16 protein-coding genes are annotated in these 17715 nt (G+C 41.9%); 7 read left to right on the forward strand and 9 right to left on the reverse strand.

Annotation, left to right across the window (positions count from 1 at the left end; translation table 11 throughout):
* The first annotated feature begins 33 nt into the window (after positions 1 to 33).
* Together IQ13_RS04050 and IQ13_RS04055 are read left to right on the forward strand one after the other, a co-directional pair.
* Positions 34 to 1008 (forward strand): ion channel, encoded by a 975-nt coding sequence (locus IQ13_RS04050; RefSeq protein ID WP_144884755.1) that lies wholly within the window; start codon positions 34 to 36, stop codon positions 1006 to 1008.
* Between the two features lies 1 nt (position 1009).
* Positions 1010 to 1984 (forward strand): L-threonylcarbamoyladenylate synthase, encoded by a 975-nt coding sequence (locus IQ13_RS04055; RefSeq protein WP_144884757.1) that lies wholly within the window; start codon positions 1010 to 1012, stop codon positions 1982 to 1984.
* An 8-nt stretch (positions 1985 to 1992) separates the two neighbouring features.
* On the opposite strand, the gene IQ13_RS04060 is transcribed toward IQ13_RS04055, so the two are convergent.
* The 5 genes from IQ13_RS04060 to IQ13_RS04080 form a co-directional block, all read right to left on the reverse strand.
* Entirely contained in the window at positions 1993 to 2463 is a 471-nt protein-coding gene (locus tag IQ13_RS04060; RefSeq protein ID WP_144884759.1) for a hemerythrin domain-containing protein, read from the reverse strand.
* A 4-nt stretch (positions 2464 to 2467) separates the two neighbouring features.
* On the reverse strand, positions 2468 to 3229 hold the full coding sequence (gene tpiA / locus IQ13_RS04065; protein WP_144884761.1) for a triose-phosphate isomerase: 762 nt from the start codon (positions 3227 to 3229) through the stop codon (positions 2468 to 2470).
* 18 nt (positions 3230 to 3247) lie between these two features.
* Positions 3248 to 4411, reverse strand: coding sequence for a putative sugar nucleotidyl transferase (locus tag IQ13_RS04070; RefSeq protein ID WP_144884763.1), 1164 nt, complete (start codon positions 4409 to 4411; stop codon positions 3248 to 3250).
* A 104-nt stretch (positions 4412 to 4515) separates the two neighbouring features.
* The gene (locus tag IQ13_RS04075; protein WP_144884765.1) at positions 4516 to 5715 is read right to left on the reverse strand and encodes a fasciclin domain-containing protein; all 1200 of its coding nucleotides are present in this window, start codon (positions 5713 to 5715) and stop codon (positions 4516 to 4518) included.
* Between the two features lie 22 nt (positions 5716 to 5737).
* Positions 5738 to 8437: a TonB-dependent receptor gene (locus tag IQ13_RS04080; RefSeq protein ID WP_144884767.1), complete on the reverse strand. Its 2700-nt coding sequence runs from the start codon at positions 8435 to 8437 to the stop codon at positions 5738 to 5740.
* A 144-nt stretch (positions 8438 to 8581) separates the two neighbouring features.
* Here IQ13_RS04080 and IQ13_RS04085 point away from each other — a divergent pair, with 144 nt between their 5' ends.
* The 5 genes from IQ13_RS04085 to IQ13_RS04105 all read left to right on the forward strand — a co-directional run bounded on the left by IQ13_RS04085 (position 8582) and on the right by IQ13_RS04105 (position 12571).
* The gene (locus tag IQ13_RS04085; protein ID WP_144884769.1) at positions 8582 to 9505 is read left to right on the forward strand and encodes a phosphoribosylaminoimidazolesuccinocarboxamide synthase; all 924 of its coding nucleotides are present in this window, start codon (positions 8582 to 8584) and stop codon (positions 9503 to 9505) included.
* Between the two features lie 7 nt (positions 9506 to 9512).
* Positions 9513 to 9950: an ABA4-like family protein gene (locus tag IQ13_RS04090; RefSeq protein ID WP_144884771.1), complete on the forward strand. Its 438-nt coding sequence runs from the start codon at positions 9513 to 9515 to the stop codon at positions 9948 to 9950.
* Between the two features lie 102 nt (positions 9951 to 10052).
* Complete coding sequence (locus IQ13_RS04095) at positions 10053 to 11156, forward strand: lactonase family protein (RefSeq protein WP_144884773.1); 1104 nt, start codon at positions 10053 to 10055, stop codon at positions 11154 to 11156.
* A 46-nt stretch (positions 11157 to 11202) separates the two neighbouring features.
* A complete protein-coding gene (locus IQ13_RS04100; RefSeq protein ID WP_144884774.1) occupies positions 11203 to 11580 on the forward strand; it encodes a RidA family protein in 378 nt (125 codons plus the stop codon).
* 34 nt (positions 11581 to 11614) lie between these two features.
* Entirely contained in the window at positions 11615 to 12571 is a 957-nt protein-coding gene (locus tag IQ13_RS04105; protein WP_144884775.1) for a pyridoxal-phosphate dependent enzyme, read from the forward strand.
* Between the two features lie 11 nt (positions 12572 to 12582).
* Here IQ13_RS04105 and IQ13_RS04110 read toward each other — a convergent pair whose 3' ends face one another.
* From IQ13_RS04110 to IQ13_RS04125, 4 genes are all read right to left on the reverse strand, one after another.
* Complete coding sequence (locus IQ13_RS04110; protein ID WP_144884776.1) at positions 12583 to 13023, reverse strand: hypothetical protein; 441 nt, start codon at positions 13021 to 13023, stop codon at positions 12583 to 12585.
* A gap of 390 nt (positions 13024 to 13413) precedes the next feature.
* Positions 13414 to 14448: an oxygen-dependent tRNA uridine(34) hydroxylase TrhO gene (trhO, locus tag IQ13_RS04115; RefSeq protein WP_144884777.1), complete on the reverse strand. Its 1035-nt coding sequence runs from the start codon at positions 14446 to 14448 to the stop codon at positions 13414 to 13416.
* A 268-nt stretch (positions 14449 to 14716) separates the two neighbouring features.
* Positions 14717 to 17179 carry a DUF5686 and carboxypeptidase regulatory-like domain-containing protein gene (locus IQ13_RS04120; RefSeq protein WP_144884778.1) on the reverse strand — a complete coding sequence of 821 codons (2463 nt, stop codon included), beginning with the start codon at positions 17177 to 17179 and terminating at the stop codon, positions 14717 to 14719.
* Positions 17180 to 17334: 155 nt separating this feature from the next.
* Positions 17335 to 17691: a hypothetical protein gene (locus tag IQ13_RS04125; protein ID WP_144884779.1), complete on the reverse strand. Its 357-nt coding sequence runs from the start codon at positions 17689 to 17691 to the stop codon at positions 17335 to 17337.
* Positions 17692 to 17715 lie beyond the last annotated feature (24 nt).

Consider the following 17715-nt stretch of genomic DNA (forward strand, 5'->3'; position numbering starts at 1 on the left):
GGTCATTTCTGTAGTTTTACAGATATTTGAATTATGGCATCAACCAAAGGCAGGCTTAACCGCCTGGCAAAAGAAAATAAAGAAACCGGACTAAGTGTTAACAGCAAGCAAAGCGGCGGTCGTTTTTTTCAAAAAGATGGCCGTCCCAACATTCGCTTCCGGGGAATTTCGTATTTGCAACGTTTCAGCGTGTTTCAATACATGCTCAAACTTCCTTCCTGGAAATTTATTTCATTGATTGCTATCACCTACATTACCGTTAATCTCTTTTTTGCATGCGTCTACTTTATTGTTGGTGTACATCACTTAGGCGGCATGGAAGAAATTACTGTTATGGGGAAATTCTGGGAAGCATTTTTCTTCAGTACGCAAACACTGTCAACAGTTGGCTACGGCCATGTGTTCCCCGACTCTCTTACATCCAACACCATCGCAGCATTTGAATCGTTCACCGGTATATTGATGCTGGCACTTGCAACCGGTTTAATCTATGGACGTTTTTCACAACCGAAAGCTTACATTAAATACAGCAGCATTGCGTTATTTACACCGTTTAGAGAGGGCTACGCATTAATGTTTCGCTTTGCACCGTTTAAAGAGCACTTTTTAACCGATGTAGAAGTAAAAGTTACCTGCGTAATGCGTTATACAGAAAACGAAACAGAACGGAAGAACGCATTTTACAGCCTAGATCTGGAATTATCAAAAGCAAATACTCTCACCAGCAACTGGACCATTGTACACAGCATCAACGAAAAAAGTCCGTTTCATCAACTTACCCGCAAAGAAATTGCCGATGCAGAAACGGAGATACTTGTTTTTGTAAAAGGATATGATGAAGAATATGCCAACACTGTTGTGAGCAGAAGCTCTTACACCTACGAAGAATTTATTTACGGTGCAAAGTTTGACATGATGTATGAGCCAAGTGAAGATAAGAGTACAACCCTTCTGCACATGGATAAAATTGATAGTTACCACGAAGAAAAATTACCGGTGAGCATATAAAATGAAGACAGTAATAGGAAATGATATTACTTCGGCAGCTGCATTTTTACAAGCTGGCGAACTGGTTGCCATACCAACTGAAACGGTTTACGGTCTTGCAGCAAATGCATTAAATGAAGATGCTGTGTTAAAAATATATGCAGCGAAAAACCGTCCGCAGTTTAATCCGTTAATTATGCATGTCGCTTCGTTTGAACAAGCGAAGCAATATATCAAAGATATTTCTGCAGAAGCAGAATTATTGGCTGCAGCTTTTTGGCCCGGGCCATTAACGATGCTGTTTAATAAACAACAGAACGTTCCCGATCTTGTAACAGCAGGCAGCAAACGTGTAGCTATACGTGTCCCCAATCACCCATTAACGCTGCAGTTACTTTCACAAATAAATTTTCCTGTTGCGGCACCAAGCGCCAACCCATCGGGCTATGTTAGTCCAACAACAGCACAACATGTATACGAAGGTTTGCAAGATAAGATTCCGTATATCCTTGATGGCGGAGCCTGTGGTGTGGGTGTAGAATCAACAATTGTAGGATGGAACGAAGACATTGAACTTGTACTCTACCGGCTTGGCGGTATTGCTGTTGAAGCAATTGAAAAAGTTATCGGCAAGGAAATAAAGCATCATCAAAAAATTACCGACAATCCGAATACACCGGGGCAATTAAAAAGTCATTATGCTACGAATACGCCTTTGTATTTAGGAAATATTGATGAGCTGTTGCTGCAATTTGCAGGAAAAAAAATCATTCTTATAAATTTCAATCACTACCACTCCTCTGTTCCGAAAGAACAACAATTCATTTTATCAGCAAACGGCAGTAAAGAAGAAGCTGCAAAAAATCTTTTCCGTGTTTTGCGTGAAGCTGATCAGCTGCAGGCAGATGTGATACTTGCAGAATATTTACCTGAGGAAGGTTTGGGAAGAGCAGTGAACGATCGGCTTGAGCGTGCACAGCACAGTATGAAAAGCTGAAGTTTTTATTATTCCCAGAATTTTACAGGGTAATCGGAGCAGGCTTTTGCAGTAAGCACATCAAGCGACTGTTCTACTGCAGCAAAATGCTCCGCTGCAATATGCTCCTGGATATACATAAATAGTTCCCGTTCTTCAAAACGGATATGCTTTTCAAGCAGGGTATAAAAAGATGTGATCAATTCCTCTGAAGATTCTCCGTTACGTATCGCATCGATCATTCGGCGTATTACGTGATGCTCATTTTTCATTTGCTCGTACATGGGCATCAACCCGGGCAAATGCAGAAAGTACGGATGCAGGTATACTTCTTCTTTAATAAAATGCGTACGTAGTTCACTTTCCCAGCAATGAACAATAAATCCACTCAACACACCTACCGCAGCTTTTTTCTCAATACCTTTTTTTAAAAGCAGAACAGCCATTAAACCATTGTGATGCTGATGCGATAGTTTCTGTAACTGTTCTGCTCGTCTCATTGCATTATTTTAGTGCCTGAATGATCTGTACAAATTCATCGGCTTTTAATGAAGCACCACCTACCAATCCGCCATCTACATCCGGCTGTCCGAAAATTTCCTTGGCGTTGGAACCTTTTACACTTCCACCATATAAAATTGAAATCTCATTTGCAACATCTGTGCCGTATTGAGCCGCCAATACACTGCGCAAATGCGCATGCATTTCCTGTGCCTGGTCAGAGGTAGCTGTTTTACCGGTACCGATTGCCCAGATTGGTTCGTAAGCAATAATTATTTTCTTCAGTTCATCTGCACTTAAATGAAACAGACTTTCTTTTAACTGATTGCCTACATATTCATTTTGTGTTCCGGCTTCACGAATACTTAATGCTTCACCGCAACAAAAAATCGGCGTAAGACCTGCTGCTAAAACAACGTTTACTTTTTCCGCCAGCATTTCGTTGCTCTCGTTAAAATATTCACGGCGTTCGCTGTGGCCCAATACCACATAGCCTACTTCAATCGATTTCAGCATTTCTACCGAAGTTTCACCAGTATAAGCGCCTGCTGTTTTTGTATAACAGTTTTGTGCAGCAACACCGGTATTTGCCTTACCTTTCAATTTATCTGCCACCATGGTTAAGTAAGGAAATGGCACTGCAAAAACTGCATATTGATGAGCCGACAACTGATGCGGCGTATTGATGATACCTGTAATTAACTCTTCAGCCTGCTGATAAGTAAGATTCATCTTCCAGTTGGCTGCTGCTACCTGTTTACGCATTTTGTTCTGATTTTTAAATTATAGTTGGCCGTAAAGATATTCTACTACGGACTTATCCTCGTTAGTAAGCGATTTATTTTTCATCTGCATCCAGTTTTCAATTTCCTGTAATGCTTTGTGCAGGAAATATTTTTCTCCCGTTGCAACATCCCATGTAAAATCGGTAACATATTTCGGCGACAACCTGTTGCTTACAATATTGGCACTGATACCACTCACCATTCCTGTTGTTAATGAAGAGTTGATGGACACCCTTGTATAATCGCCCAGCATAACACCACATTTATTACCGGCTGCTATCCATTTACGCAAAGGCTGGTTCCATACTTTAATATCACTTGCAGTATTCTTGACGTTGGAACAAGATGCACCGGCACCGATATTACACCAGGAGCCGATTACAGCATCACCTATATACCCATCGTGTGCTTTGTTTGAGTAATCGAAGAACACCGCATTTTTAATTTCTCCACCCACTGTACATTTTCTTCCAACAGAAGTAGCACCATAAATTTTCGCCCCCATTTTTACCACCGCTTCATCCAAAGCTGCAAATGGTCCACGAATCATTGCACCTTCCATCAACAATGCATTTTTGCCAATGTAAATAGGCCCGGCTGATGCATTGAGATGACAATACTCAACCTCTGCTCCTTCTTCAATAAATATCTGTTCAGGATTTATAACTGTATTGGTTGATGAGATGGCTGCAGCTTCTCTTGTCTGCTGTATAAAAGCAAAATCCATCCGCAACAAAGCATCGTTCATGCGAACAAGGTCGAAGGGATAAGCAAGTAGCTCAATTTTTGAAACAGCCTGCTGCTTTTTAAACGATGCAAGCTGATCATCTTCTATGGGAAAAGTCAATAACTCGTTAGCGCTAACTGCTATCAATACATCGGCACTGTACAATGCAGTTTGTTTGGCCAACGATCTTACCTCGTTGAATAGCTCATGAGAGAATACAGCCGACGCATTGATGTACAGTAAACCATCAGCATGTTTATTCGGTACAGGCTGTTGCAGGTAAGCCTCGCTTAATGTAAATGTATCTTTTTCAAATGCAGCACTCCATCGCTCCTGCATGGTAAAAATGCCGCTGCGTAAAGCTGCAAGTGGCCGTATCAACGAAAAAGGATATAACTGAGTCCGGGCTGTTGTATCAAACAAAACGATGTGCATATGCAAACAGGTTTACATTGTTGTAAAAGTAAACGAATAGCACATACCTGCGCACAAAAAAACGGCATCCTATCGGATGCCGTTTACCTATGAAAACAACTTTTTTATTGCGGTAATAATACCTGGTTAATCTTGAAGAAGTTGCCGTTAACAGCAATACGATCAACCAAAGGATTGGTTCCTGATGCAGCAGCGGCAGTTGCAGCTGTTGCATTACCAACACCTTTAACAGAAAGACCAACACCTAAACCTGATGACAAGGTAGAGGAAATAGCCAATCCGGGATGATTAGCAATAGCACCATTGAGCAATGTTGGGTAGTTGGCAGCTGTTGAACCAAAGTTTACGGAGAATGCACGTTGACCCAAAACATGGTAAACAACAATACCTCTTACCAAAGTTGTGGTTACATTATTTGTTGAGAGAAATGCAGGTCCGGCAGCAACTGCAGCAGATGCCTGAGCATCAGCAAAAGTAGCGTTACCGCCACTTGCTGCAAAAGCCTGTTGGTAAACCAAGCCGTAAATTAGGGTTTGAAATGCGGCATTCGTTGGAGCAAAAACAGTAAGGTTCGCAAATGGCTGGGCCAAAGCATACTGCAAACTTGGAGATGCGTTTGTAGCTAAACCGGAATCAGCACGCACAACTGCTGCAACCAAATATGCAAAATCCGGATCACGAGCGATTGTATCGAGCAATACACGTGATGGCGGAGCCACTACTGCGCCCACACGATGTACAACACCGTTAGAACCCGTCATAATATCTGCCGCTGCAACGGGAATATTATTGGCCCATGCAGCAGTTCCTCTGCGTGAGGGGAAGATGGACATTTTAATCGGGATGGCAGTTGTTGGAATCGACGGCACAAAAGCTGTAGTGGCAATATCCAGTTTTGATTTTTTTTCTGCGTTAGGGAACGCATCAGGTATTTGTGCAGCAGCAATATTCTCTGCCGGAATTACATGATAGTTAATTACAGAAGTTAAAGTTGATAAAGGGAGAGCTGCAACAGTAGTAGAGGTAATACCAGCCGTAGCCATTGCCGTATTATCTGGAGCAAATACAGTAAACTTGGCATTAGCTACATCGAGCTCCGCAGAAATACCTGTACGTACAAGAGCAGAAACAAAAACTGAGTAGTTAGAGTTCGCAGCCAGTTTTTTGTAAACTGTATTTGCAACATCACCTTCACTGTAAGCAGTGTACGGAACAGGCTCGTATAATTTATTACATGCGCCTAACGATGCCAACGATGCAGCAATAACAGTGAGGCGGCCAGCTTTTAAGAATTTATTCAACATGGTCTATTCTTTAATGATTTAATTAATAAATGTTATAACCGATACTGATGTAATACAATGCACCAATGGCAGGGTTGCCCGGAGCCTGTACATAATACTGGTTAAGAATATTACTGCCGCCTAATTTGAAAATGTATTTGTTCGAAGGTAGCTTATAGCTAACCTGCGCATCAAGTGTATTAATTTGAGGCACTTCGCCGTTAATGAAATCACTTTCAAATTTGTAGCTGCTCATCCACTTGTAAACAACGCTGAAAGCATACGCTTTTCTTGCACCGAAACCGGTATTTGAAAGTTTGATGTTGGTTTTATATTTCGGTGTGTTAAAGCCAGCCTGGAAACCTGCAGGCACATCTGTCAACTCATCACTTGCGAAGTTAACACCAACCAAAAAGTTAGCAGGTAAACGGTAATCGAGACTGATACCGTAACCAAAGCTCTTTACTTTATTTGTTGTGTTATAAGGAATAGAGAACTTACGGTTGGTTGCAGTCTGGAATACAAGACGGCGTGTAAGGAAATCCTGGTATTGACCATAATAACCATACACATCAATCAGCAACTTATTTGCAATTAAACCTTTGTAACCAATTTCAAAAGATGTTACCGATTCAGGTTTAAGATCTGTAACTGTTACTTTATTGGTAGTTACCTGGTCGTTCTGAATTGCGTAAACTGGGCTTCCGTTCAGGTTATAAAAAGTTCTGAAAGCAGGAACACCGCCGATAAGCTGGTAATCGTTACCCACAAACAAATTGATCCACTGCATTTGTGTACTTGGGAAACGGTAAGCTGTCTGGTACGACAAACGCAGGTTGTTGTTTGGCGATAAACGGATAAGTGCAGTTGCACGTGGTGTAAAACGGCCTGCGAAGTTTTGGTTTTTATCGTAACGTCCGCTTACAGTTAAACGAACCTTTTCTTTAAACAGTTCTTTCGCTATTTGTAAGAAAGCACCAAACTCATTGATACCAATCGGGCCGGTACTATCAGCAAACAATGTACCCTGAGAGTTTAACACGTAACGTTTGTAGTTAGCACCCACAAGAATATCTGCAAAACCTTTTGTGATATCAGAAAAGTTGTATTGTCCCTCAGCAGCATACAAATCAGTTTTGTCAAGGAAACGGCCACCACCCAAAGGTGCACCTGCTGCAGGTTTACCAATAGGTACACCTTTAATAAAATTAAACTGCTGGTTGAACTGTGGAGTGCCTGCTGCAGGACGATTTCTGTCGGCAAAAGCACGGGCAGCAATATGCGCCTGCTGATCGTTCAAACCTCCGGTAACACGGCCGTTCATATAAGCGGCAATGTATTCGGGCAGCCAAACCTGTGTAGGCTTCCACAACTCGTTAAAGTAAGAAGTAGTGGCAGTAAGATTGTACGAGTTACCTGAATTTTCCTGTGTGGTGTAAGCACGCACTAACCAGTTTTTACTGTTGATCTCAAATTTCGCCTGACCCATTTTCAGGTCTTGCAAACTGTAACGATCGCTACCGGTATAAACAGTATTACCGGTACCCCAGAATCCACTCAGGATAGCTTCGGTATTGCTGTTGATTTTATAGTTTAATGATCCACCCATTTTAAAGTTTACAGTATTGGGGTCGATCAATTCTTTTTCAGTGTAACCGGTTCTTGATACCGGCATTGTAGAAGGTAAGGTCGCTATAATAGCTGCATAACCCGGAATAGCTGCAAAGTTGTTGATGATGGGACGGATATCACGGGCAATTTCATCACCATACACATTGATACCATTGTAACCGGCATCAGTAATACGGTCGCCGCCTTTAGGCAAACCGGTTGCTCTGTCGTAGTTACGGTAATCGGCAGCAACCCAGTCTTTCGCCTGGATAATTTCAGATGTGATCTTGAATGCAAAACGATCTGACACTTTATGTGCCCAGCGAAGTGTCCAGTTGGTATAACCAGACATATCACGGAAACGGTTGTCGGTATGCATGATACCTTGTTTCACCTGGAAAGACAAGCCTTGGTATTTGAAAGGATTTTTGCTGTTGATGAGCAATGTACCGTTCATACCACCGGGGCCATATAATGCAGAAGATGCACCAGGCAATAATTCCATATTATCTACATCCAGCTCAGACAAGCCAATAACACCACCAACAGAAAAGTTTAAACCGGGTGCCTGGTTGTCCATACCATCAACAAGCTGGTTAAAGCGGACGTTACCACTTCCCAGAAAGCCCCTGGTTGTAGGCGTTTTAAATGTAAGTGAAGATGCAAGCATGTCAACACCCTTAAAGTTCGTAATAACATCGTAGTACGATGCTACAGGAGCATTCTGGATAGTTGTTGCACTCACCCTTTCAATAGAAACAGGCGATTCAAGAATACGTGTTGCCACCCTTGTAGCCGATACCACAATTTCCTGACCGAGTGAGCTTGCACTGGCAAGTGTAACATCCACAGCAGTTGAAGCTGATGTTACGTTTACTTCCTTCGATTCAAAACCGATGGAAGAAATAACTAATGTAACGGGCAAAGAAGGAACCGTTAAGCTGAATTCCCCTTTTTCGTTTGTATATACACCTGTTGAGGTTCCCTTTACGGTAACCGAAACAGCAGGAATGGTTTCTCCCGACGCAGCACTCTTAACAGAACCTTTTATTGTAACAGATTGGGCAAACAATGACAAGGAGTAGACGCAGGATACTAACAGCAATAACAATGCTCGCAGTTTTTTTGGCATAGTCAGTCGTTTTTAGTTTAAGTAATGAGCAAAATAAAGATTGTTAGTTTAATACAAAAATTTTCTTTGTAACCAGTTATGTACCCAATTTTGCATTTTCATTTTTAAACTTGGCAAACATTCCCGGGCGGTTTACTTTAGCACATGAATATGTATCAATTTCCCAATCAGTCCAACTACTACAAAGGAAAGGTGCGAGATGTTTACAGCATCGGCACTAATTTATTGGTAATGGTTGCAAGCAACAGAATTTCGGCGTTCGATGTTATTTTACCAGAACCCATTCCTTATAAAGGACAAGTCCTTAATCAAATAGCTGCTTACATGCTGAACGCCACAAAGGATATTTGTCCGAACTGGCTGCTGGCAGTACCTGCTCCCAATGCAAGTATCGGTAAACGTTGTGTACCTTTTAAAATTGAAATGGTTGTAAGAGGCAACCTTGTTGGTCATGCATGGCGTACCTATGCTGCAGGCAAGCGTGAACTTTGCGGAGCAGCAATGCCAGATGGTCTAAAGGAAAACGACTACTTCCCTACTCCGATCATTACCCCATCTACCAAAGCAGAAGCGGGACATGATGAAGACATTTCACCTGCAGAAATTATTGCACAGGGCATTTGTACCGAAGCAGAATGGCAACAGCTGAGTACTTATGCTTTACAACTTTTTGCAAGAGGTAAAGAAATAGCAGCAAAGCAAGGTTTGATTTTGGTAGACACAAAATATGAGTTTGGAAAAATTGGCGATACCATTTACCTGATGGATGAAATCCATACCCCTGATTCTTCCCGCTATTTTTATGCGGATGGTTTTGAAGAACGTCAGCAAAGCGGTGAGCGCCAGAAACAACTGAGTAAAGAGTTTGTGCGTGAATGGCTCATTGAAAATAATTTCATGGGCAAAGAAGGACAAACTGTTCCGCACATGAGTGCAGAGTGGGTTAACACCATCAGCAAACGTTATATTGAACTGTACGAAAAAGTGATTGGCGAAACATTTGTGCCGGAAGATTTAAGTGAAGACAAAACGTACCAGCGTATTGTTACAGCACTTCAAACTTTATAATTACTATATGTCGCCCGAAACAATATTCCATCTAAGCAACATCATTGCGTTGCTTGGATGGATTTTTCTTATTGTCTTCAGTCCGTTCTTATACGCATTCGACAAGCCCTTGATCGGCATTGTTATTGCACTTTTTATATTAACGTATTTCTGGCTGCTGGCACAAAACTTTCAGTTCAGCGAGATGGAAAAGTTCAGTACGCTCGATGGTGTAATGGAACTTTTTACCAATCGAATTGCAGTAACAACGGCATGGCTTCATTTCCTTGCATTTGACTTACTGGCGGGCATCTGGATTAAGAAAAATGCTATCAAACACGGTATTAAACATTGGATACTGCTGCCCTGCTTTTTCTTTACGTTTATGATTGGCCCGGTAGGCGTATTGCTGTACCTGCTTATCCGTACTATTCATACAAAACAATATTTCGCAGATAATTACTAAAAACCCTTTTGCATACGAAACCGTCCGGTATTGCAAAGCCGTTATCACAGTGCTTAAAACTGTATCTTTAATACCCGTATAATTCTTCTAAAACATCTTTTCATGAAATTGCTTTTACCTGTTACATTGTTCTTATCGCTTTCACTCAAAGCACAACAGTATCACTTACTGGTTGGCACCTATACTAACTCGGGCAGTGAAGGTATCTATACCTATCGTTTCGATGCACAAACAGGCAAGGCAACAGCCAACGGCTCTGTAAAAACGAGTAATCCTTCTTACCTGGCAGTATCGCCCGATCAGAAATATGTATTTGCAGTAAACGAAAACGATTCGGGTACTGTAAGTGCATTTAAGTTTCATAAAGAAAATGGCGGACTCACTTTTTTAAACGCAGTAAGCAGTGCCGGTGCTCATCCCTGTTACATCAGCGTTAATAAAAAAGGAAATGTTGCAGTTGCCGGTAATTACAGCAGTGGCACCATTGCGGTAATGGAAGTGCGAAATGATGGACAACTGAATCAACCTAAGCAAATCATCCAGTTAAAAGGAAGCAGTGTTAACAGAAGCCGCCAGGAAAAATCGCATGTACATGCAACAGTGTTCTCGCCCGATTTTAAATACCTGTTGGTTCCAGACCTCGGAACAGATAAGGTTATGCTGTACAATGTTGCGCAGAGCAGTGGCGCCTTACAGCCAACCGAAGATGCGTATGCTGATGTTAATGCTGGTGCAGGCCCACGTCATCTCGACTTTCATCCCAAACTGGAAGTAGCTTATCTCATCGAAGAATTAACAGGCACCATCAGTGTGTTTAAATACAAAGATGGAAGGCTGGAGCTGATGCAAAACACGTCTTCGCATCCGCTGAGTTATATCGGCGCATTTGGGTCTGCCGATATTCATGTTTCACCCGATGGTCGTTTCCTGTACGCCAGTAACCGTGGTGATGCAAACAGTATTGCCATCTTCAACATCGACCAGGAAACGGGCATGTTGCAAATTGCAGGATTTCAACCAACGCTGGGTATTCATCCACGCAATTTCTCCATCGATCCCACCGGTAACTTTCTGTTAGTGGCAAACAGAGACAGTAATGAAATTGTTGTTTTCAAAATAGATAAAAAAACAGGTTTGCTCGACGATACCAAACAGCGCATCAACGTTTCAAAACCTGTTTGTATTAAATGGATTGTTACAAAATAATGTTCCATTGAACACACGCCACACCTTAACAGCAAAATAAGTTTCAATGAAAAAGATTTATCCCGATACAATGCCAGTTCCGAAAGGCTACTACTCTCCTGCTATCGTACATAACAATACTGTTTACGTAAGCGGACAATTAGCATTGAACGAAAAAGGCGAACCGCAAACGGCAAGCATTGAAGATGAAACAAGACAATGCATGAAAAATATTGAAACCATTTTACTTGCCAGCGGCAGCAGTTTACAGCACATTTTAAAGGTGAATGTATTTATTGCCGACATTGCCAACTGGCAGGTATTTAACCAGGTGTTTGCAGAAATTATGGGCGATCACCGGCCGGCCCGCATTGTTGTTCCCTGTAACCAACTGAACTATGGTTGCGGAATAGAAATTGACTGTATTGCTGCAGTGGCAGAATAAAGACATACTAGGTTTTACAATTTTTCCGAAGGTTATGCGTATTTCGAAAGCACAAATAGAACAGGCACACGAACGCATCAAGCCGTTCATTCATCAAACACCTGTACTTACCTGCAGTACCATTAATAAAATGGCAGGTGCATCTTTGTTTTTTAAGTGCGAAAACTTTCAAAAGATCGGCGCCTTTAAAATACGTGGCGGCATGAACGCTGTTCTTACACTGCCGCAGGATAAACTGGCGAACGGTATTGCCACCCATTCATCGGGCAACCATGCCCAGGCCATTGCTTTTGCTGCAAGGCAAACCGGAACGAAAGCATACATTGTAATGCCCAGTAATTCGCCCCGTGTAAAAGTAAATGCAGTAAAAGGCTATGGGGCAGAAATTACTTTTTGTGAACCGAATCAACAGGCAAGAGAAACTGCTTTGCAAGAGATTGTTGACAGAACAGGGGCAGAATTTATACACCCTTACAACGATGAACGGGTGATTACAGGCCAGGCTACCTGCGCCAAAGAATTACTGGAAGAAATACCGAAACTCGATGCTGTAATAGCACCGGTTGGCGGCGGAGGGTTGTTGAGTGGCACTGCTTTAAGTGTGCTTTATTTTTCGCCGGGCACTGTTGTCTATGCAGGCGAACCGGAAGGTGCAGCCGATGCTGTACGCTCTATGAAAAGCGGTAAAATTGAAGATGCACCTTACATCAATACCATTGCAGATGGTTTGCTAACAAAGCTCGGCGACAAAACCTTCCCCATCATTTACGAACATGTAAAAGAAATTTTTACGGTAACAGACGAAGAAATTATTGCTGCCCTCCGCTTGGTTTACGAACGCATGAAGATTGTTGTTGAACCCAGCTGTGTTGTACCGCTTGCAGCTGTTTTAAAAAACAACAAGGTATTTGCAGGTAAAAGAATCGGCATCATACTTTCAGGAGGCAATATTGACTTAAGTAAACTGGCGGGCTGGTTCAATGCTGCCTGATGCAGGTAAGGCTATGGACCAACCAATGTAGCTAATGGAAATACAAACTCGCAACGGGTGGCCGGATCAATTTTCGGAAACTGCTCATCCTGCTGAAAACAGATTTTTACCTTTTCAAAATCGGATCGATTAGTAATCGGTTCTGCAAATATCTTAATCGCTCTCCTTGCTAACGAATCAAGGCCTTTTTCTGTTGCCGGCAAATCCTTACTGTTATACAGTGTGATACTGATGTTGGCCTTAGGCCGCTTTCCATCTCCCGCAGTATTTATTGTCTGCACCTTTACATCGGCATTGGCAAATTTGGCTGTAGCCATTACATCCTGAATAACGATGGTATAATTTTTTGAAAAACTGGGCTTAACGCTTTTGTTCCTGTTTGTGCAGGCCTGGAGGCTGATGGCAGCAATCAGCAATAATGCTGCAAATACGTGGTGGGTTGTATTTCTCATGGTGGAATGTGCTTTTTTAATAAGTCTGCAACCGGTTAAATGCTTTTCTATATTACAACTTTTAAAGGAAACTTACAAACGGGCTGTGCTGTTGCTGCGTTTTCCTTTTTAGAAATGTGTTTCAAAAAAAAAGGCCATCCCTAGAAAGAGTTGGCCGTTGCTAACCTATGAAAAACACCTATGATGCAAATGTAGGGCGCACACATAAACTGTCTTGTAGTATTATTACGATATTTCGTGTAGAATCCTTTTGATACCATAAACAGGCTGTAAAGCAGTTTTCCGAAATCGATTGCAGGGAATAACTTTTGTGTGCTTTTTCCCATTTACCAATAACAAAGCCCGGCAAACCGGGCTTTGTATAAACATATTTCAAAAATTGTTCTGGACTCATTCCGTCTTCAGGTCTTTTAACCTCGACTTTGCCTTATTAAAAACATTCCGCCCTTTATCGATGCCGCTGCGTAATGCTTTTTGCTCTTCTTCGGGCAAATGAATGAAATCAAAACATTCCTTGCTGCAGGTTCCTTCCATTTTCGCTTTACACTCCTCGCACTGGATAAACAGCAAATGACAGGCATCGTTTACACAGTTGACATGTGTATCGGCAGGTTTACCGCACTGGTGACAACAGGAAATAATTTCCTCTGTAACACGCTCGCCTAAACGTTGATCGAATACAAAATTCTTTCCATGAAACTTATTACCCAGCCCCTGTTCTTTTACCTGATTCACATAATTGATGATGCCGCCTTCCAGGTGAAATACATTTTTAAACCCTTTGTGGAGCATGTAGGCGCTGGCCTTTTCGCAACGAATGCCGCCTGTGCAATACATAATAATGTTCTTGTCTTTGTCGGCAGCCATCATATCTGCAGCCATCGGTAATTGTTCTCGGAACGTATCGCTCGGAATTTCAATAGCGTTTTCAAAATGACCAACCTCAAACTCGTAATGATTGCGCATATCAATCACCACCGTATTCGGATCGTTGGTAAGCTGGTTAAACTGCTCCGCATTTACATACTTGCCTTTGTTGGCCATATCAAAAGCAGGGTCATCAATTCCATCAGCAACAATTTTATTCCGCACTTTAATATCCAGCACATAAAAGCTCTTGCCGTCATCATCAACTGCAACATTTAACCGCAGTCCGTTCAATGGCTCAATTGCATAGAGGTAGTTGCGGAAGCTTTCCATGTTTGCGGTGGGCACACTTATTTGAGCATTAATCCCTTCATGCGCCAGGTAAATACGCCCTAACACACCCAAGGCAGTAAAGTCTTTATACAGCTGATCACGAAAAGCTTTGGGCTCTTCAATTTTAAAATAACAGTAAAATGAAATGGTGGTACGTGGAGTTGGATCTTGCAGAATACGCTCTTTAAGCTCCTTGCGGGAGATGCGGTTGTGTAAAACAGCCATTGTGTTTGAATTTTAGTTGTTAAATGGTGTACATGAACATCGTTCGGTACAGCTTCCAGACCCTTCGTCACTTCTACCCGATAGCTACCAGGTTCGCTCAGGACGCAGAGTCTTTAGAACCCCAATTGCAGGTTGGGCAAAATTCTAAAGCAGGGCAAAGATAATGAGAATAAAAGACAAGGATCAAGGAACAAAAGCCAGTAACCATATTCAAAACAAAAATGAATAAGGCAAAGCAGCAATAACGCAAGGTACAGGAGCCGAAATATTAATCATCATTATTGCTGCCGATGTTAATGAGTGAGCCGATGCGCACTTCCATTGTTGGTTTCGAGGCTTGCTGGTAGCCCGTTACGACATCTACCCTGAAAAAGCGAAATACATTTTCCAGACCAACATGCCATTCAGCATAAGTTTTCTTTTGCAGCCACATGGCCGCTACGCCACTTACCAAATGCCAATTAAGCTGTTTCAGTCCCGGCACTTTGTTGGTTAAGAATCCATTAAAATGATGCTCTGCAAATACAGTTGCATAATTCCGATCGCTGTTACTGAACAGATAATATTGCGGCAATTGAAATGTGGTCATAAAATCAGAAGAACGGATCAAACGGTTGCCGGGCAGGTGTTTCAGATCGGGCAAATACACGGATGTTTGATTGATAAAACCACCGGTTTCGGCACGATAGTTAAACCGACCCGCCATTTTAAAATTCAAATTATCCCGTACGTTCAACATCCATTTATCGTAATCTACATCGCTGCCAAAAACGTTCTTTAACCCTTTTGTGTATTGCAGATTGAACGTAGGCCACTTATTACCGGCACTGATGGTCCTGTCCGGAAATTCAACATAACGAGCTCCTGGCCTGAAGTTGATTCCAAACGTTGCAATAGCCGCCTGATGTGCATCAAAGTTTTGCGTTACCAGTTCCGAAGGATAGTTTGGAGTGTACGGACGTAAGCGTTTGTTATTCCAGCTATAGTTGGTTGTATTTTCCAGCGGCGATCTGTTTTGATACTGCAGGTTGGCATACAGTGTTAAGCCACCTCCTACTCCTTTTACAAAGTTGATGCGCACATAATCGGCCGCATACAATTTCATGAAGTTGTTTTTATAGAAGAGTGTAGAAACTGTATTGGCCAGTTGTTCGATCGGGTTTTCGTTATTGATCTGGAACACACGTTTACCGCCACTGACGTTGATGGATGTGGTATATTTTTCACCAAACACATAACGGGTGCTGAGCCATGCATTAAAGCGTTCGTTGCTGAAGCCATAACGGATATGCGGTGTAATAACAAGGAAGTTGCGTTCGGCAAATATTTTGGTACTGCTTACTGCAACATCGGCAACCAATCCTTCAACTGTATTAAACTGTACAGACGATAATAAGCTGGGTAAACGAAAACTGAGTTTTTTATTTTGCTTACTGATCGTTTTTCCACTGAATAGAATATTGCCGAACTTGATCTTGTTATTCACTCTGTCAATTGAATCGAGATAGGCAGGATCTTTCCGTAATTGTTCCAGGCTGTCTTTTTTGATGTAGTCAACCTGTTCTTCTCTGGTTAATGCCAATGGACGAATACTATCCCAATAGCCAATTGATTTTTTATTACTGCCACGTTCGTATTTCAACACCGTGTTACCAAAATACTTTTTATCAAACACCGGCTCTGTATTAAAGTTGCGGTAAATGTTGGCGAATACACCATATGCATCAAACCCAAAAAACTTCACCGCCGGATACAACACCTGGCTTTGCGGCACCCAATAGTTCGTTCCCATCTGTCGGTACAATAGTTCTACACGCAGTGTGTCAGCAAAATTCATCTGGCTTTCTTTTACCAGCTGCAATTGCAAACTGTGTATACGCCATTCATCTTCTACAATGTTTATGTAACCGCTGAAACAGGGTTCGTACTTCCGCTTGGGTGTTACTTTAATTTTACTGATGAGTTTACCTTCTTCGCTAAATGCTCCTTCGTATTTGTATTTGTAGTAGTACAGTGCATTTTCAGCAATGGGCGAAATAAAACCACGTGGATTCAATGAGTTACTGATCTGCACATTGTTTGCGTAAAACGACAGAAAATCGGCACCTGCAAAACCAAAGCCATCACTTTGTCCGCTGACTCTTGTACTGATGACTTCTGTTTTTTCTTTATTGGGCTTATCAACCGATAGTTTTGACACCGTTTCGGAGAGATAGATCATTTTCTTTTTGCTGGAATCGCCATCTTCAAAATCTACGGTTTCACCCATAAAGCGTTTGGGAAAATCACGCAGGCTCATGGTTCCTTTGCTGTATACTTCGCAGGTATAGCGGTCGTTTTCATTCACATAATCTTTCCGCTTTTTGATGGCCTTGCGGATGATGGCATAAGCAGGATCTTCTGCACCCGCCTTCACCACTACTTCGCTTAAGTTAACCGACTGTTCCTTTAAATTGAAATTGAGCTGTAATTCTTCGTTTGTAACTGTAATTGTTTTCTCCTGCCGTTCGTAACCCACATGGCGGCAAATAACAGTGTATGTTCCTGCTGGCAGTTGTAAAAAATAAACACCCTGGCTGTTGGCCGATGTAGCTTCTTTACTTCCTTTAACGGTAACAGAAGCATAAGGAAGTGGCTCTCCCTTTTCGTTGCTGACAACACCGGTAACTTTTCCGGCGTAAACAGTAACAGTCGTCAATAAGCTGAAAAGCAGCAGTGCTAAGGTTTGCATGGTACACGAAAATAAAGGCACTGCTGTTAGGAAAAAACTAATTCTTGCCCAAAGTCATTAGTGAATCAATACCTAGTGTAAGAAGATACAAAAGAAAATAACCGCAGTATATCCACTGCGGTTATCGTTTATTCTTTTAGTCTGCAACTGAAAAATTAAACTTCTGCTTTTTTTGATTGGCGCAAATACGCACCACTCAACGCTGCGAACCCGGCTACCAAAGCAGCCACCAAACCTGTAACACTCATAATCAAAGCATGCGAATGCGACTTGAATAACAATTCTGCAATTTTCATGGAAAGAATGTGCTGATTCGCCATATCAATATACAGCGCAAGACCAACCCACAACAGAAAGAGTGAAAGAAAGCCGGCTAAAAAAGCTTTCCCTGGTTTTTGTGGAATAGCAACTGCAACAATAAATGCAGCGATTGCAATACTCCACCAAGGCAAATAAAAACCGGCGGCATAACTTAAGAGTGCAGTCAATATAAAGGCAACTAAAAATTTCATACTAATTATTTTTTATGATCTTTT

It is taken from the genome of Lacibacter cauensis (assembly GCF_007830055.1).
GTDB lineage: Bacteria > Bacteroidota > Bacteroidia > Chitinophagales > Chitinophagaceae > Lacibacter > Lacibacter cauensis.

What these genes read in the sequence shown, in the direction of transcription:
- IQ13_RS04050 (WP_144884755.1), top strand. Translation starts at nt 34, where the DNA reads ATGGCATCAACCAAAGGCAGGCTTAACCGCCTGGCAAAAGAAAATAAA.
- IQ13_RS04055 (WP_144884757.1), top strand. Translation starts at nt 1,010, where the DNA reads ATGAAGACAGTAATAGGAAATGATATTACTTCGGCAGCTGCATTTTTA.
- IQ13_RS04060 (WP_144884759.1), bottom strand. Translation starts at nt 2,463, where the DNA reads ATGAGACGAGCAGAACAGTTACAGAAACTATCGCATCAGCATCACAAT.
- tpiA (WP_144884761.1), bottom strand. Translation starts at nt 3,229, where the DNA reads ATGCGTAAACAGGTAGCAGCAGCCAACTGGAAGATGAATCTTACTTAT.
- IQ13_RS04070 (WP_144884763.1), bottom strand. Translation starts at nt 4,411, where the DNA reads ATGCACATCGTTTTGTTTGATACAACAGCCCGGACTCAGTTATATCCT.
- IQ13_RS04075 (WP_144884765.1), bottom strand. Translation starts at nt 5,715, where the DNA reads ATGTTGAATAAATTCTTAAAAGCTGGCCGCCTCACTGTTATTGCTGCA.
- IQ13_RS04080 (WP_144884767.1), bottom strand. Translation starts at nt 8,437, where the DNA reads ATGCCAAAAAAACTGCGAGCATTGTTATTGCTGTTAGTATCCTGCGTC.
- IQ13_RS04085 (WP_144884769.1), top strand. Translation starts at nt 8,582, where the DNA reads ATGAATATGTATCAATTTCCCAATCAGTCCAACTACTACAAAGGAAAG.
- IQ13_RS04090 (WP_144884771.1), top strand. Translation starts at nt 9,513, where the DNA reads ATGTCGCCCGAAACAATATTCCATCTAAGCAACATCATTGCGTTGCTT.
- IQ13_RS04095 (WP_144884773.1), top strand. Translation starts at nt 10,053, where the DNA reads ATGAAATTGCTTTTACCTGTTACATTGTTCTTATCGCTTTCACTCAAA.
- IQ13_RS04100 (WP_144884774.1), top strand. Translation starts at nt 11,203, where the DNA reads ATGAAAAAGATTTATCCCGATACAATGCCAGTTCCGAAAGGCTACTAC.
- IQ13_RS04105 (WP_144884775.1), top strand. Translation starts at nt 11,615, where the DNA reads ATGCGTATTTCGAAAGCACAAATAGAACAGGCACACGAACGCATCAAG.
- IQ13_RS04110 (WP_144884776.1), bottom strand. Translation starts at nt 13,023, where the DNA reads ATGAGAAATACAACCCACCACGTATTTGCAGCATTATTGCTGATTGCT.
- trhO (WP_144884777.1), bottom strand. Translation starts at nt 14,448, where the DNA reads ATGGCTGTTTTACACAACCGCATCTCCCGCAAGGAGCTTAAAGAGCGT.
- IQ13_RS04120 (WP_144884778.1), bottom strand. Translation starts at nt 17,179, where the DNA reads ATGCAAACCTTAGCACTGCTGCTTTTCAGCTTATTGACGACTGTTACT.
- IQ13_RS04125 (WP_144884779.1), bottom strand. Translation starts at nt 17,691, where the DNA reads ATGAAATTTTTAGTTGCCTTTATATTGACTGCACTCTTAAGTTATGCC.